At 70.3% G+C, this 15,166-nt stretch carries 12 protein-coding genes; 8 read left to right on the top strand and 4 right to left on the bottom strand.

Annotation, left to right across the window (positions count from 1 at the left end; genetic code table 11):
- Window positions 1–73 precede the first annotated feature (73 nt).
- Window positions 74–901 (bottom strand): iron reductase, encoded by an 828-nt coding sequence (locus tag R2K23_RS11015; RefSeq protein WP_316516641.1) that lies wholly within the window; start codon window positions 899–901, stop codon window positions 74–76.
- A gap of 251 nt (window positions 902–1,152) precedes the next feature.
- Here R2K23_RS11015 and R2K23_RS11010 point away from each other — a divergent pair, with 251 nt between their 5' ends.
- From R2K23_RS11010 to R2K23_RS10995, 4 genes are read left to right on the top strand one after another with little or no spacing between them, the layout of a single operon-like run.
- On the top strand, window positions 1,153–1,569 hold the full coding sequence (locus R2K23_RS11010) for a BlaI/MecI/CopY family transcriptional regulator (RefSeq protein ID WP_316516639.1): 417 nt from the start codon (window positions 1,153–1,155) through the stop codon (window positions 1,567–1,569).
- Window positions 1,570–1,583: 14 nt separating this feature from the next.
- Complete coding sequence (locus R2K23_RS11005; protein WP_316516637.1) at window positions 1,584–2,534, top strand: M56 family metallopeptidase; 951 nt, start codon at window positions 1,584–1,586, stop codon at window positions 2,532–2,534.
- Between the two features lie 55 nt (window positions 2,535–2,589).
- A complete protein-coding gene (gndA, locus tag R2K23_RS11000; RefSeq protein ID WP_316516635.1) occupies window positions 2,590–4,053 on the top strand; it encodes an NADP-dependent phosphogluconate dehydrogenase in 1,464 nt (487 codons plus the stop codon).
- Window positions 4,054–4,086: 33 nt separating this feature from the next.
- On the top strand, window positions 4,087–5,523 hold the full coding sequence (locus tag R2K23_RS10995; RefSeq protein ID WP_316516633.1) for a GuaB1 family IMP dehydrogenase-related protein: 1,437 nt from the start codon (window positions 4,087–4,089) through the stop codon (window positions 5,521–5,523).
- On the opposite strand, the gene R2K23_RS10990 is transcribed toward R2K23_RS10995, so the two are convergent.
- Genes R2K23_RS10990 through R2K23_RS10980 form a run of 3 tightly spaced genes read right to left on the bottom strand, consistent with a single transcriptional unit; the run spans window position 5,476 to window position 9,168 of the window.
- On the bottom strand, window positions 5,476–6,555 hold the full coding sequence (locus R2K23_RS10990) for an ABC transporter ATP-binding protein (protein ID WP_316516631.1): 1,080 nt from the start codon (window positions 6,553–6,555) through the stop codon (window positions 5,476–5,478). The two genes, R2K23_RS10995 and R2K23_RS10990, sit on opposite strands and share 48 nt — an antisense overlap.
- On the bottom strand, window positions 6,548–8,086 hold the full coding sequence (locus tag R2K23_RS10985; protein WP_316516630.1) for an ABC transporter permease: 1,539 nt from the start codon (window positions 8,084–8,086) through the stop codon (window positions 6,548–6,550). The genes R2K23_RS10990 and R2K23_RS10985 overlap by 8 nt, the downstream gene beginning before the upstream one ends.
- A gap of 20 nt (window positions 8,087–8,106) precedes the next feature.
- On the bottom strand, window positions 8,107–9,168 hold the full coding sequence (locus R2K23_RS10980) for an iron ABC transporter substrate-binding protein (RefSeq protein ID WP_316516629.1): 1,062 nt from the start codon (window positions 9,166–9,168) through the stop codon (window positions 8,107–8,109).
- Between the two features lie 339 nt (window positions 9,169–9,507).
- Between R2K23_RS10980 and R2K23_RS10975 the strand changes: the two genes are divergently transcribed.
- From R2K23_RS10975 to R2K23_RS10960, 4 genes are all read left to right on the top strand, one after another.
- The gene (locus R2K23_RS10975) at window positions 9,508–10,878 is read left to right on the top strand and encodes a hemolysin family protein (protein ID WP_316516628.1); all 1,371 of its coding nucleotides are present in this window, start codon (window positions 9,508–9,510) and stop codon (window positions 10,876–10,878) included.
- A complete protein-coding gene (locus R2K23_RS10970) occupies window positions 10,878–11,933 on the top strand; it encodes a hemolysin family protein (RefSeq protein WP_316516626.1) in 1,056 nt (351 codons plus the stop codon). Before R2K23_RS10975 ends, R2K23_RS10970 begins: the two co-directional genes overlap by 1 nt.
- Window positions 11,934–11,941: 8 nt before the next feature.
- A complete protein-coding gene (locus R2K23_RS10965) occupies window positions 11,942–12,853 on the top strand; it encodes a 3-methyladenine DNA glycosylase (RefSeq protein ID WP_316516625.1) in 912 nt (303 codons plus the stop codon).
- A gap of 105 nt (window positions 12,854–12,958) precedes the next feature.
- Entirely contained in the window at window positions 12,959–15,163 is a 2,205-nt protein-coding gene (locus tag R2K23_RS10960; protein WP_316516624.1) for a malate synthase G, read from the top strand.
- The last annotated feature ends 3 nt before the right edge of the window (window positions 15,164–15,166 follow it).

Genomic DNA, 15,166 nt, shown 5'->3' with positions numbered 1-15,166 from the left:
GCTCGCCTTCGATGGACCGGGGGTCTCTGCAGCCCTCAGGACTCCGGCGCGGTCCGGTGGTTCGTCATGCCCATCAGGATAGGCAAGGCTGCCCTAATTTCGCAAGGCCGTCCTCGCGGGTTTCGATCAAGAAGTGCCGGCTCTGCGCCGCCGGCACCCCACGCAGGGTGGTCCGGCCGCGCACCGGCAGGCCGAACCCGACCAGCGCGTCGAGAACGGCTTGGCCGCGGCGCATTCCGATCACCTCGCTGGAGCCGGCCAGGTGCGGCACCTGCGTGGCGGCAACCACGATCGCGGTGCCGACCGTGTGCCACATGGCGGCCACGCTGACCGCCCCACCGCTGACGTGATGCAGGCGGGCGAACAGCGGCGCCAACGTCCGGTGGCACCGGTGGGCGATCCAGGTGGCCAGCGCCGCCTCGCTGGGCAGTTCCACCACCCCCTCGACCGAGCCGCCGCACGAACTGGCCGCACAGGGGTCGTCGGGCAATATCCGCAGGGTCGGGTCCACCACCCCGAGCCAGTCGATGGCCCCCTCGGAGTCGACGTGGACCCACAGGTTCTCCAGACCGGTGTCCCAGGCGCGCCCCTCCAACACCACGAGCGCGACCACCCGGCCGATCACGGCGTGCGCCAAGGTGGCTGCCAACTGCTGCGCGGCGGTGGTGCGGCTGTCCATCTCCATGGCGGCCGCGTGGAACATCAGATCGAGTCGCTCACCGCTCAGCGCCGACGCCAGCGGCCACCACCGCCGCTTGGACACATCCCCCATCACGGCGACGCCGTACACGCGCGGGCATTCCGGGTAAAGGTTCCGGAGCCGGCGGCTGGACTCATGCAGCGGCAGCAAGTGTCGAATCGCCATCCCCGCGATCAACGGATCCTCGACTACAGCAGTCACAGCACCTCCTTCGTATGGTTAGGTAAGCCTAACCATAAAAGCACGCCGGGTTCGCGGTGGGAACCTTGTGACGGCTCTCACACCCGGCCGGGAGAAGCAGCAGAGGTGACGGTATTGCCTGGATCGAGCGGTAAACACGGATGAGAACGACGACGGCAAGCGCGGTCGCCGACGTCCACGCAGACCTACGTACGACGCTGGGTAGTAAACGCGGGTACGCTATCGACATCGCTGACAGAGATGAACGGATCATGGGAAAGACTGCGCGGCTAGGGGAACTGGAGCAGGCGGTCATGGACCGACTGTGGTCCGCGCCCGAGCCCCAGACGGTGCGCCAGGTGCACGAGGCGCTGCGCGAGAATCGGGATCTGGCCTACACCACCGTGATGACGGTGCTGCAGCGGTTGGCCAAGAAGCATCTGGTGGTCCAACACCGCGACGACCGCGCCCATCGCTACGCCCCCGCCCACGGGCGCGACGAACTGGTGGCCGGGCTCATGGTCGACGCGCTGGATCAGGCCTCCGACAGCGGCAGCCGCCGCGCGGCGCTGGTGCACTTCGTGGAGCGGGTCGGTTCCGAAGAAGCCGACGCGTTGCGACGCGCGCTGGCCGAGTTGGAGGCGAAACACGGCCTGACAGGGCCCGCTGGCGAAACCGCCGCGAACTGAGAGACACTGTCAGCGTGTCCGCGCTGGCCTTCGCCCTCCTTGCTGTGCTGCTGGTCGGTCCAGTGCCGGCCGTGCTGGCACGGGCGCAGTGGCCGTTGCGGGCACCGCGGGCCGCGGTGGTGCTGTGGCAGGCGATCGCCATCGCCGCGGTGCTGTCCACCTTCAGCGCCGGCATCGCGATCGCCAGCCGACTACTCGAGGTGGGCCCCGACGGCCGCCCCGTGCGTTCGATCACCGCGGAAATCGACCGCCTCGGCTGGCCGCTGTGGCTGCTCTACGTCGCCGCGTTCGCCGTGACCCTGCTGGTGGGCGCGCGTTTGATGGTCTCGATCATCGGCGTGGCCATCGCCACCCGGCGCCGTCGCGCACACCATCGGATGCTGGTGGATCTGCTTGGCGTGAACCATGAATCGCGCGCCGCCCAGGCGCGCACCCGTTCCGGCGAGTTGCGCGTCCTCGACGTCGATCAGCCCCTGGCCTACTGCCTGCCGGGCGTGCGCAGTCGGGTGGTGGTGTCCGAGGGCACGCTCAATCAACTCGACGATCCGGAAGTCACCGCGATCCTCGCCCACGAGCAGGCGCACCTGCGGGCGCGCCACGACCTGGTCCTCGAGGCGTTCACCGCGGTGCATGCCGCCTTCCCCCGCTTCGTCCGCAGCGGTAGCGCGCTGGATGCCGTGCGCCTGCTGATCGAACTGCTCGCCGACGACGCCGCCGTCCGGGCCGCCGGGCCCGCTCCCCTGGGCCGCGCCCTGGTGGCCTGCGCGGGCGGTCACACGCCCGCGGGCGCCATGTCCGCCAGCGGACCTACTACCCTGCTCCGGGTGCGTCGACTTGCCGGCCAACCCAACAGCGTCGCCCTGGCCGTCGCCGCCTACGTGACCGCGGCGGCCCTGCTGGTGGTGCCCACCATCGCCGTCGCCGTGCCCTGGTTGACGGAGTTGCGGCGACTGCTCACCGGCTAGCGCTCACATCTGTTATCAACACCGCTTGCGTGACAACACAATTGAAAGGTGCTCCATGACCGCCCCCGACCCGAAGTCCACCACCGGCACCGCGCAGATCGGGGTCACCGGCCTCGCGGTCATGGGTTCGAACATCGCGCGCAACTTCGCCCGGCACGGCTACACGGTGGCGCTGCACAACCGGTCGGTCGCCAAGACCGACGCGCTGTTGGCCGAGCACGGCTCGGAGGGCAAGTTCGTCCGCAGCGAGACCATCCCCGAGTTCCTCGCCGCCCTCGAGCGGCCGCGGCGGGTGCTGATCATGGTCAAGGCCGGCGACGCCACCGACGCCGTGATCAACGAGCTCGCCGATGCGATGGAGGAAGGCGACATCATCATCGACGGCGGCAACGCGCTCTACACCGACACCATCCGGCGCGAGAAGGCGATGGCCGAGCGCGGCCTGCACTTCGTGGGCGCCGGCATCTCCGGCGGCGAGGAGGGCGCACTCAACGGGCCCTCGATCATGCCCGGCGGCCCGGCCGAGTCCTACAAGTCGCTGGGCCCACTGCTCGAGGAGATCTCCGCGCATGTCGACGGGGTGCCGTGCTGCACGCACATCGGCCCCGACGGCGCCGGGCACTTCGTCAAAATGGTGCACAACGGCATCGAATACTCCGACATGCAGCTCATCGGCGAGGCCTATCAGCTGCTGCGCGACGGCCTGGGCATGAGCGCCCCGCAGATCGCCGACGTGTTCACCGAGTGGAACTCCGGGGACCTCGACAGCTTCCTGGTCGAGATCACCGCCGAGGTGCTCAAGCAGATCGACGCCAAGACCGGGCAACCACTGGTCGACGTGATCCTCGACGAGGCCGAGCAGAAGGGCACCGGACGCTGGACGGTGAAGTCCGCGCTCGACCTCGGGGTGCCGGTCACCGGGATCGCCGAGGCGGTATTCGCCCGCGCCCTGTCCGGCTCGGTGGCCCAGCGTCAGGCCACCACCGGCCTGGCCGCCGGCGACCTCGGCGAAAAGCCCAATGACGCACAGCAATTCACCGAGGATGTCCGCCGCGCACTCTATGCCTCCAAGATCATCGCCTACGCGCAGGGCTTCAATCAAATCCAGGCCGGCAGCGCCGAGTACGGCTGGAACATCACCCCCGGCGATCTGGCCACCATCTGGCGCGGCGGCTGCATCATCCGGGCGAAGTTCCTCAACCGCATCAAGGACGCCTTCGACGCCGAGCCGAACCTGCCGACGCTGATCGCCGCGCCGTACTTCCGCAGCGCCATCGAGGAGTCGGTGGACAGCTGGCGGCGCGTCGTGGGCACCGCCACCACGCTGGGTATCCCGATCCCCGGCTTCAGCTCCGCACTGTCCTACTACGACGGACTGCGCACCGAGCGACTGCCGGCCGCGTTGACCCAGGGCCTGCGCGACCTGTTCGGCGCGCACACCTACGGCCGCATCGACGCCGACCGCGACAAGCGGTTCCACACCCTCTGGAGCGGCGACCACAGCGAAGTCGAGGCCTGAGCACCCCGCGAGCACGCCACTACACTCGGTGACGTGCAGTTTCTCAACGGACACCAGCCGCCTTACGACCTGACCTACGACGACGTCTTCGTCGTCCCCAACCGCAGCGACATCACCTCGCGCTTCGACGTGGACCTGTCGACCAGCGACGGCACGGGCACCACCATCCCGGTCGTGGTGGCGAACATGACGGCGGTGGCCGGCCGCCGGATGGCCGAGACCGTCGCGCGCCGCGGCGGCATCGTGGTGCTACCGCAGGATCTGCCGATGGACGCGGTGCAGCAGACCGTCGACTTCGTCAAGACCCGGGACCTGATCGCCGACACCCCGGTGATCCTGAGCCCCGAGGATTCGGTCTCGGATGCCACCGCGCTCATCCACAAGCGCGCGCACGGCGCGGCGGTAGTGGTGTTCGAGAACCGGCCCATCGGCATCGTGACCGAGGCCGCCTGCGTCGGCGTCGACCGTTTCGCGCGGGTGCGCGACATCGCCGCCACCGACTTCGTCAGCGCGCCCGCCGGCACCGAACCCCGCGAGGTGTTCGAGTTGCTCGAGCACGCGCCGATCGACGTCGCGGTGCTCACCGAGGCCGACGGCACCCTGGCCGGCGTGCTGACCCGCACCGGCGCCATCCGGACCGGCATCTACAGCCCGGCCGTCGACGCCCGCGGCCGTCTCCGGATCGCCGGTGCCGTGGGCATCAACGGCGATGTCGGCGCCAAGGCGCGGGCCCTGGCCGAGGCCGGGGTGGACGTGTTGGTGATCGACACCGCCCACGGCCATCAGGTCAAGATGCTCGACGCCATCAAGACGGTGGCGTCCCTGGATCTGGGGCTGCCGCTGGCCGCGGGCAACGTGGTCTCCGCCGACGGCGTGCGCGACCTGGTCAACGCCGGCGCCTCGATCGTCAAGGTCGGCGTGGGCCCCGGCGCCATGTGCACCACCCGGATGATGACCGGCGTCGGACGCCCCCAGTTCTCCGCGGTGCACGAATGTGCCATGGCGGCAAAGGAACTCGGCGCCCACGTCTGGGCCGACGGTGGAGTGCGCCACCCGCGCGACGTCGCGTTGGCCCTGGCGGCCGGCGCGTCCAACGTCATGATCGGCTCCTGGTTCGCGGGCACCTTCGAATCCCCGGGCGACCTGATGCACGACCGCGAGGACCGCCCGTACAAGGAGAGCTACGGGATGGCCTCCAAGCGGGCGGTGGCCGCCCGCACCGCCGGCGACAGCGCGTTCGACCGGGCCCGCAAGGCGCTGTTCGAAGAGGGCATCTCGACCTCGCGGATGGCGCTGGATCCCGAGCGCGGCGGCGTCGAGGACCTGCTGGACCACATCACCTCCGGCCTCCGCAGTACGTGCACCTACGTCGGCGCGTCGAACCTGGCCGAGTTGCACGAGAAGGTGGTCCTGGGCGTCCAGTCAGCCGCCGGATTCGCCGAGGGCCATCCCCTGCCCACCGGGTGGTGACGGGTAGGCCAACACCGACCCGCCGACGCGCACGTGCAGGGCGTCGCCCGTTTGCAGCGCCACCTCGGGCGGCTCGTGCAGGACCACCGCGGCCCCGCCGGCCAGTTGCACGTGCAGCGCCACCTGGGAGCCGTAGAAGCGCCGCGCGGTGACCAGTCCGGCGGCCCCCTCCTCGGCGTCGATGCGTAGCTGCTCGGGTCGGAGCACCACCACCGCGGGTCCGTCGGCCGCCGGCACCCGGACCGGATGCGCACCGAGGGCGGTGTGCGCCACCCCGGAACGCACGTCGCCGGCCAATTCCACGGTGTCGCCGACGAATCGGGCCACCTCGAGCGTGGCGGGCCGGTGGTACACGTCGGCCGAACCGGCGTGCTGGGCGACCGTCCCGGTCAGCACCACCGCCACGGTGTCGGCCAGCGACAGCGCCTCGCCCTGATCGTGGGTGACCAGGATCGCGGTGGTCTTCGACTCGCGCAGGATCCCGACGATCTCCTCGCGCACGCGCACCCGCAGCCCGGCGTCCAGCGCGGCGAACGGTTCGTCGAGCAGCAGCACCCGCGGCCGGGCCGCCAACGCCCGGGCCAACGCCACGCGTTGCTGCTGCCCGCCGGAAAGCTGGTGGGGCCGCGCGTCGGCGAGGCCGGTCAGGCCCACCAGGTCGAGCCAATGCCGCACCGTGGCCGCCGTTTCGCTGCGATTGGCCGACGCCATCCCGAACGCGACGTTGCCCGCGACGCTGCGGTGCGGAAACAGCGCACCCTCCTGCGGCATCAGACCCACCCGCCGCCGATGCGCCGGCAGCGACCTGCCCGCACCGGTCACCGCCTGCCCGCCGATGTGCACGGTCCCGGCGTCCGGCTCGTCGAAGCCGGCCAGGATCCGCAGCAAGGTGGTCTTCCCGCAGCCCGAGGGCCCCAGCACCGCCGTCGTCGTCCCGGCGGGCACCTCCAGGTCGATCCCGCCCAGTACCCGGTGTGTCCCAAAGGTTTTGGTGACCCCGGACACCAGTACGTCGGCGCCGGGCTCAGCCATTGCCGACCTGCGCGGGGCGAGTGGTCCACAGACCGAGCAGGGCCGTCGGGATCGCGGCGAAGATCACCAGCGCCACCGCGTACGGGGCGGCCCCGGAGTAGTCGCTGACAAAGCTGTGCGCCCACAGCCGGGTGGCCAGGGTCTGGGTCCCCGTCGGGTGCAGTAACAACGTCACGGGCAGCTCTTTCATACACGTCAACAAGACCAGCGCGGCTCCGGCGGCGATGCCGGGCGCCGCGCCGTGGGCGGTCACGGTGGCGAACGCGCGCAGCGGCGACCGGCCCAACGAGCGGGCCACCTCTTCGGAGCGCAGCGGTGTCGACTCTACGGCCGAGCGCACCGAGCCCACCGCCAGCGGGATGAACAGCACCGCATAGGCCAGGATCAGCAGCGGCGCCTGCTGATAGATCGGGCGCAGCAGCAGCACCCCGACCGACACCATCGCGATGGCGATGACGATGCCGGGCAGGCCGTGCGCGAGGTAGCTCGCGCTCTCCAGCGCGCGGGCGGCGGGCGTGCGGTAGCGGGCGGCCAGGACCCCGAGCGGCAGCGCCGCCGCCGTGGTGACCACCGCCGCCGCCAGGGACAGCCAGACCGTCGCGCCCAGGGCATCCAGCCACACCGGGCCGTCCCAGCGCAGCCCGCCGGCGGTCAGCCACTGCGAGAGCGCGTACAGCGGGACCGCCAGCGCCGCGATCAGCACCGCCAGCGCCGGGGTCATCGCCAGGGTCTGCCAGCGGCCCAACCGGATCACCGGCGCCGGCCGCGGGGTGCCCGAACCGACGCGCGCGGCGGCGTGGCCGCGGGTCCAGCGCTCGGCTATCACCAGGACCAGCGCGAACACCAGCAGCAGCAGCGAGAGCACCGCGGCGCGCGCGGGGTTGAACCCGGACCGGTAGGCCCCGTAGATCACCCACGTGAAGGCCTCGTAGCGCATCGCCGCGACGGCCCCGAAGTCGCTGAGGACATACAGCGCCACCAGCAGGGCGCCCGCGGAGATGGCCGCGCGGGCTTGGCGCAACGTCACCCGGAACAGCACCGAGACGCCGTTGTGGCCCAGCGAGCGGGCCACCTCCTCCTGGGCGGGATCCACCCCCGCCAGGGCCGCCAGCGTGGTCAGGAACACCAGCGGATAGCTGACCAAGGTCAACACCAGCGCCGATCCCCACAGCCCGCCGATGCCCGGGAACAGCGAGACCCACAGGAACGCCAGCAGATAACTCGGCATCGCCAGCGGCAGCGTGAGCGCCACCCCCAAGACCCGGCGGCCGCGCACGTCGGTGCGCGTCACCAGCACCGCCAGACCGACGCCGAGCACCACGCAGGCCGCGGTGACCACCACCACCAACAGCAGCGAGCGGGCGACCAGATCGGCGGTGCGCTGTTGGACCAGTTCGTCGACGACGAAGGCCCACCCGCGATCCAGCGCGCGCTCCCCCAGGTAGAACAGCGGGATGAACGTGCCCGCCACCACCAGGGTGGCGGCCAGCAGGAGCGCCGCCGGCGGTCGGTTCCTCGACTCGGTGCCCACCGAGTCGCTGCGTAGCTCGGTCAGTTTGTCAGCAGACCGGTCTCCACCAGCAGCTGCTGGGTGGCTTCGAGGTCATCGAGGGAGGAGAGATCCACCGCCGGCGGATTCAACTCGGCCAGCGGCGGCATCTCGGCGCCGGGCTCGACCCCTTCGATCAGCGGATACTCGGCGGTCTCGGTCGCGAAGAACTTCTGCGCGGACTCCCCCACCAGATACGCCGCGAACTGCTGGGCGGCCTCCGGATTCGGCGCGGACTTCAGCACGCCGACGCCGGCGACGTTCACCAGGCCGCCGGGGTCGCCGGGGGCCATGAACTTGTTCTGGGCGACGACGTTCTCGGCGCCCTTGCTGTCGATGAGTTCGTACAGGTAGTAGTGGTTGACCAGGCCGAGCGCGACCTGACCGGAATCCACGGCGTTTCGGACCGCGCCGTTGCCCTCGTACGGAATCGGCTCCTGGGCCTTGAACGCCCGCAGCCATTCCGCGGCGCCGTCCTCGCCGCGCAGGACGCGCAGGGCGGTGACGAACGACTGCCAGGACGCGTTGCTGGGGGCGAAGCCGATCTTGCCCTTCCACTCCGGTGCCAGCAGCCCGTCGATGGTGTCCGGCGGGTTCGGCGCGACGGTGGGGTTGTAGACGATGACGCGGGCCCGCCCGGACACCCCCACCCAGGTGCCGTCGGCCGCGGAGTACTGCTCGGGCACCGCGGCGAGCGTGTCGGCCTCGATCGGGGCGAACAGGCCCGCGTTGGCGACCGCACCCAGCGCGCCGGCGTCCTGGGAGAAGAACACGTCGGCCGGGGACTGATCGCCTTCGGTGAGCAACTGCGCGGCCAACTCGCCCGAGCCGGCGTAGCGCACCTCGACCTCGATGCCGGTATCGCTGGTGAACTGCTCGAACAGCGGCGCCACCAGGTCCTCGCTGCGCCCCGAATAGACGACCACCTTCTGGTCGTCGGCCCCGGCGCCGGGGGTGTCGGGGGCTTCCGGTTCAGATTGGGTGCCCGACCCGCAGGCGCTCATGGCGACCATCGCCGCCGCCGCGGCGAAACCCGTCGCCATCTTCGAGATCGAAATCGCCATACTTACTCAACCTGCCAAATCGGTAGGGAACTTTTGTATTGGATAATCGTCGGGAATCTACCACGTAGCTAAGGCTTGCCTTTGCGGTTACCCAGGCGCTTTTCCCAGGGTCTTCTCACGGGGTCGGGATCTGCCGCTAGGATGTGTGTTCGCGCGCGACCGATCCGGGGCGCGATCGTCGAGCAGTGAAAGGGACCACGTGCCGCAGGCACCCGTCGAGGCCGCCCCCACCGGGCGGGACCTCCAGGTAGCGCGGCCTTCGTCCGCCGTCGCCGAACCCGAAGAACCTTCCTCTAGTCGGCCGGGCACTTGGCCCGGCGTCCGTCTCGAGGCCGCCTCATGAACGGCTGGCTGACCGCGTTGAGCGTGCTGGCGATCCTGGTCCTGACGGCCGGGACCGCGTTGTTCGTCGCGGCCGAGTTCTCCCTGACCGCGCTGGAACGCAGCACCGTCGATGCCAATGCGCGTACCGGCGACCGCCGCGACAAGTTCGTCCAGCAGGCCCATCGCACGCTGTCCTTCCAGCTTTCCGGGGCCCAGCTCGGCATCTCGATCACCACCCTGGCCACCGGCTACCTGGCCGAGCCGGTGGTCGCGCGACTGCTGCGCCCGCTGTTGGACGCCCTGGGGCTGCCGGCCGGCGTGGCCGGCGGCGTCGCCCTGGCGCTGGCGTTGCTGATCGCCACCTCACTGTCGATGGTCTACGGCGAATTGGTGCCGAAGAACCTCGCGGTGGCGCTGCCGGTGCCCACCGCGCGGGCCAGCGCGGGGCCGCAGATCCTGTTCTCGACGCTGTTCACCCCGGTCATCAAAGCCACCAACGGCACCGCGAACTGGATTCTGCGCCGAATGGGCATCGAGCCCGCCGAGGAGTTGCGGTCGGCCCGCTCCCCGCAGGAGCTGGTCTCGCTGGTGCGCACCTCCGCGCGCCACGGCGCGCTGGACCCGGTCACGGCCACGCTGGTGGACCGATCGCTGCGCTTCGGTGAGCGCAGCGCCGAGGAGCTCATGACCCCGCGCTCGAAGATCGAGGCGCTGCAGGCCGACCAGACGGTGGCCGACCTGGTGGCCGCGGCCACCGAGACCGGCTTCTCCCGCTTCCCCATCGTCGAGGGCGACCTGGACGAGACCGTCGGCATCGTGCACGTCAAGCAGGTCTTCGAGATACCGCCGGCCAAGCGGGCGCACACGCGGCTGGCGACCCTGGCGCAGCCGGTCGCGGTGGTGCCGTCCACGCTCGACGGCGACGCCGTCATGACCCAGGTGCGCGCCAACGGCATGCAGACCGCCCTGGTGGTCGACGAATACGGCGGTACCGCCGGCATGGTCACCGTCGAGGACATGATCGAGGAGATCGTCGGCGACGTCCGCGACGAGCACGACGACGCCACCCCCGACGTCGTACAGGCCGGCCGCGGCTGGTACGTCTCGGGCCTGCTGCGCATCGACGAGGTGGCCGCCGCCACCGGTTTCCGCGCCCCCGAAGGGGATTACGAGACCATCGGCGGGCTGGTGCTCGACGAGCTGGGGCACATCCCGGAGAACGGCGAGAGCGTCGAGTTGCACGCCTTCGACCCCGACGGCGGGTACGAGGACCCGGTGCGCTGGCTGGCCACCGTGGTGGCCATGGACGGCCGCCGCATCGATCAGCTCGCGCTCACCGAGATCGGCCGCCGGGCCGACGAATCCACCGACGGGAGGGCCCACTGATGGGCGGCGATCTGTTCGGGGTGGTGCTGACGGTGATCCTGCTGGCGGCCAACGCGTTCTTCGTCGGTTCGGAGTTCGCGTTGATCTCCGCGCGCCGGGACCGCCTCGAGGCGCTCGTCGAGCAGGGCAAGAAGCGCGCCGTCACGGTGATCCGGGCCGGCGAACAGCTCTCGCTCATGCTCGCCGGGGCACAACTGGGCATCACGGTGTGTTCGATCCTGCTCGGTCGGGTGGGCGAACCGGCCATCGCGCATTTGCTGGAAACCCCGTTCGACCTGCTCGGCATCCCCGACGCGGTGCTGCACTCCGTGTCGTTCGTGGTGGCGCTGGGCCTGGTGGTCACGCTGCACGTGCTGCTCGGCGAGATGGTCCCGAAGAACATCGCCATCGCGGGGCCGGAAACCACGGCGATGCTGCTGATCCCGGCGTATCTGGTGTACATGAAGGCCGCGCGGCCGTTCATCGCGTTCTACAACTGGTGCGCCAACATGACGTTGCGGATGGTCCGGGTGCAGCCGAAGGACGAACTCGACGTGACGGTCTCCACCGTCGAACTCGCGGAGATGATCGCCGAATCGGTGTCCGAGGGCCTGCTCGATCCTGAGGAGCACACACGTCTGACCCGGGCGCTGCAGATCCGGACCCGGGTGGTCGCCGACGTCGCCGTCCCGCTGCACAAGATCCGCGCGGTGCCCGTCGCCGCACCGGGGGCCGGCCCCACCGTCGGCGAGGTGGAGCGCGCGCTGGCCGAAACCGGGTATTCGCGCTTCCCGGTCGTCGACGCCACCGGCGCGTTCACCGGCTACCTGCACATCAAGGACGTCCTCGCCCTCGGTGACGATCCGGACGCCGTGGTCGACCCGTCGGTGGTGCGGCCGCTGCCGCGGGTCCCCGCGTCTCTGCCGCTGCCCGACGCGCTGTCGCGGCTGCGCCGGACCAACAGCCATCTGGCGCTGGCCACCGACGCCGCCGGCGCCGTGGTAGCCATGGCCGCGCTCGAAGACCTGGTCGAGGATCTGGTCGGCACCGTGCGCGACGGGACCCACCGGGTGTAGGGCCCGCCGTGACCGCAGCAACGAATGTGGTTCTGCCCGAGCGGGTTTGGACCGAGCGCGCCGAGGAGCACCGGCGACGGGTGGAGAGCTTTCTGGCCGCGCACTCCGGCGCCGGGCAACCGCACCCGGTCTGGGATTTCCTGTTCACCTATTACAGCCTGCGGCCGCGCCAGCTGCTGCGTTGGCACCCCGGTTACGGGACGGTGCTCGCCGGCCCGCGCGCCCGCGAGTACTCGGGCCGCACGGGGTACGTCCGCACCGAGGCCGGGGTGACCGTGGGTTCGCAGTACCGGGCCGGCCGCCTCGAGACCATCGGCTTCATCGAAGCGTTGTTGTCCGCGACGGCCGAGCGGACACCGCAGCTCAACTGCTTCGGTTTGCACGAGTGGGCGATGGTGTACCGCAGCGACGACGTGCGCCACGCGGCGGTGCCGCTGCGGCTCGGCCAGGACGGCACCGATGCCGTCGTCGAGGCCATGCCGCTGCGCTGCAGCCACTACGACGCCTATCGGTTCTTCACGGCGCCGGCCGCACCCAGGAACGCGACGCGGTTGACCCGCGCGACCCAACTGGAGCGGGAGCAGCCGGGCTGCGTCCACACCAACATGGACCTCTACAAGTGGGCCTACAAGCTGATGCCGTTGCTGGATTCGGCGCTGCTGCTCGACTGCCTGGACCTGGCTGCCGAGGCCCGCGAACTCGATATGCGCGCGAGCCCGTACGACCTGCGCGGCTTCGGGCTGGAACCGCTGCGCGTCGAGGATCCCGCCGGGCGCGCCGAATACGTCCGGCTGCAGGCCGAGATCGGCCGCCGGGCCGTGCCACTGCGCGCACAGCTGATCGACCGGTGCCGGGCGCTGCTGGCCGGCGCCGAGGGGGTTGCTGGCGCGGCGTGTGGCAATTCCGGTGCTGTGGGGTAACCAGACCCCCGGTGGGGTTTGTGACCTGCGACTGGGTGATGCCGTCCGGAAACGCGCAGGTTACCCATGGGTAGGATGGATGGGATTGCCGGCCGAGGAGGAGTAATGACTGAGCGCGTGACCGTGGGCAACCTGCGAGTGGCCCGGGTGCTGCACGACTTCATCAACAACGAAGCGCTGCCGGGCACCGACATCGATCCCGATACCTTCTGGGCGGGCGTGGACAAGGTCGTCGCCGACCTGACCCCGCAGAACGAGAGTCTCCTGGCGCGGCGCGACGAGCTGCAGGCGCAGATCGACAAGTGGCACCGGCAGCGTGTGCTCGAACCGCACGACCCCGAGGCCTACCAGAGCTTCCTCACCGAGATCGGCTACCTGCAGCCCGAGCCCGAGGACTTCACCATCACCACCTCCGGGGTGGATCCGGAGATCGCCTCGACGGCCGGCCCGCAGCTGGTGGTCCCGGTGCTCAACGCGCGGTTCGCGATCAACGCCGCCAACGCGCGGTGGGGCTCGCTGTACGACGCGCTCTACGGTTCCGACGTCATCAGCGAGGACGGCGGGGCCGAAAAGGGCACCAGCTACAACCGGGTCCGCGGCGACAAGGTGATCGCCTACGCCCGCAACTTCCTCGACGAGGCGGCCCCGCTGACCTCCGGGTCGTGGACCGACGTCACCGGACTGTCCGTCGTCGACGGTGCGCTGCGCGTCGCCGTCGGTGACGACGATGCGGTGGCGCTGGCGAGCACCGAGCAGTTCGCCGGCTACACCGGCGACGCCGAGCAGCCCGCCGCGGTGCTGCTGGTCAACCACGGCCTGCACATCGAGATCGCGATCGATCCCGACTCCCCGGTCGGGGCCACCGACACGGCCGGCATCAAGGACGTCATCCTGGAGTCGGCCGTCACCACGATCATGGACTTCGAGGACTCGGTGGCCGCGGTCGACGCCGAGGACAAGGTGCTCGGCTACCGCAACTGGCTCGGCCTGAACCGCGGCGACCTGTCCGAGGAGGTCGCCAAGGGCGGCAAGTCCTTCACCCGGGTGCTCAACGCCGACCGCACCTACACCACGGGCGACGGTGGCGAGCTGACCCTGCCGGGGCGCAGCCTGCTGTTCGTCCGCAACGTCGGGCACCTGATGACCAACGACGCCATCGTCACCGGCACCGACGACGGCGCCGAAAAAGAGGTCTTCGAGGGCATCCAGGACGCCCTGTTCACCAGTCTGATCGCCATCCACGGACTCAAGGAGTCCGAGGCCAACGGACCGTTGACCAACAGCCGCACGGGGTCGATCTACATCGTCAAGCCCAAGATGCACGGCCCCGACGAGGTCGCGTTCACCTGCGAGTTGTTCGGCCGCGTCGAGGACGTGCTGGGCCTGCCGGCCGGCACCCTCAAGGTCGGCATCATGGATGAGGAGCGCCGCACCTCGGCCAACCTCAAGGCGTGCATCAAGGCCGCCGCCGACCGCGTGGTGTTCATCAACACCGGCTTCCTGGACCGCACCGGCGACGAGATCCACACCTCGCTGGAGGCCGGCCCCATGGTCCGCAAGGGCGCGATGAAGAGCCAGCCGTGGATCGCGGCCTACGAGAACGCCAACGTCGACGCGGGACTGGCCGCCGGCCTGTCCGGCCGGGCGCAGATCGGCAAGGGCATGTGGGCCATGCCGGATCTGATGGCCGACATGGTGGAGCAGAAGATCGGGCAGCCGCGCGCCGGGGCCAGCACCGCCTGGGTCCCGTCGCCGACCGCCGCCACCCTGCACGCCCTGCACTATCACCAGGTCGACGTGTTCGCCGTGCAGGCCGAACTGGCCGGCCAGCCGCGCACCACCCTGGAGCAGCTGTTGACCATCCCGCTGGCCGACCCGGCGTCGTTGACGTGGGCGCCCGAGGAGATCCACGAGGAGGTCGACAACAACTGCCAGTCGATCCTCGGTTACGTGGTGCGCTGGATCGACCAGGGCGTCGGCTGCTCGAAGGTGCCCGACATCCATGACGTCGCGCTGATGGAAGACCGCGCGACGCTGCGCATCTCGAGCCAGCTGCTGGCGAACTGGCTGCGCCACGGCGTGATCACCGCCGAGGTGGTGCGCGCCAGCCTGGAGCGGATGGCCCCGGTGGTCGACCGGCAGAACGCCGGCGATCCCAGCTACCGTCCGCTGGCCCCGGACTTCGATTCCAGCATCGCGTTCAAGGCCGCCGAGGAACTGATCCTGGCCGGCGCCGAACAGCCCAACGGCTACACCGAGCCGATCCTGCATCGGCGGCGCCGGGAGCTCAAGGCCAGTTTGGGGAAGTGACTA

Source organism: Mycolicibacterium sp. MU0050, assembly GCF_963378085.1.
Taxonomy (GTDB): Bacteria; Actinomycetota; Actinomycetes; order Mycobacteriales; family Mycobacteriaceae; genus Mycobacterium; species Mycobacterium wendilense.
This window is presented reverse-complemented; position numbering and strand designations above follow the sequence as displayed.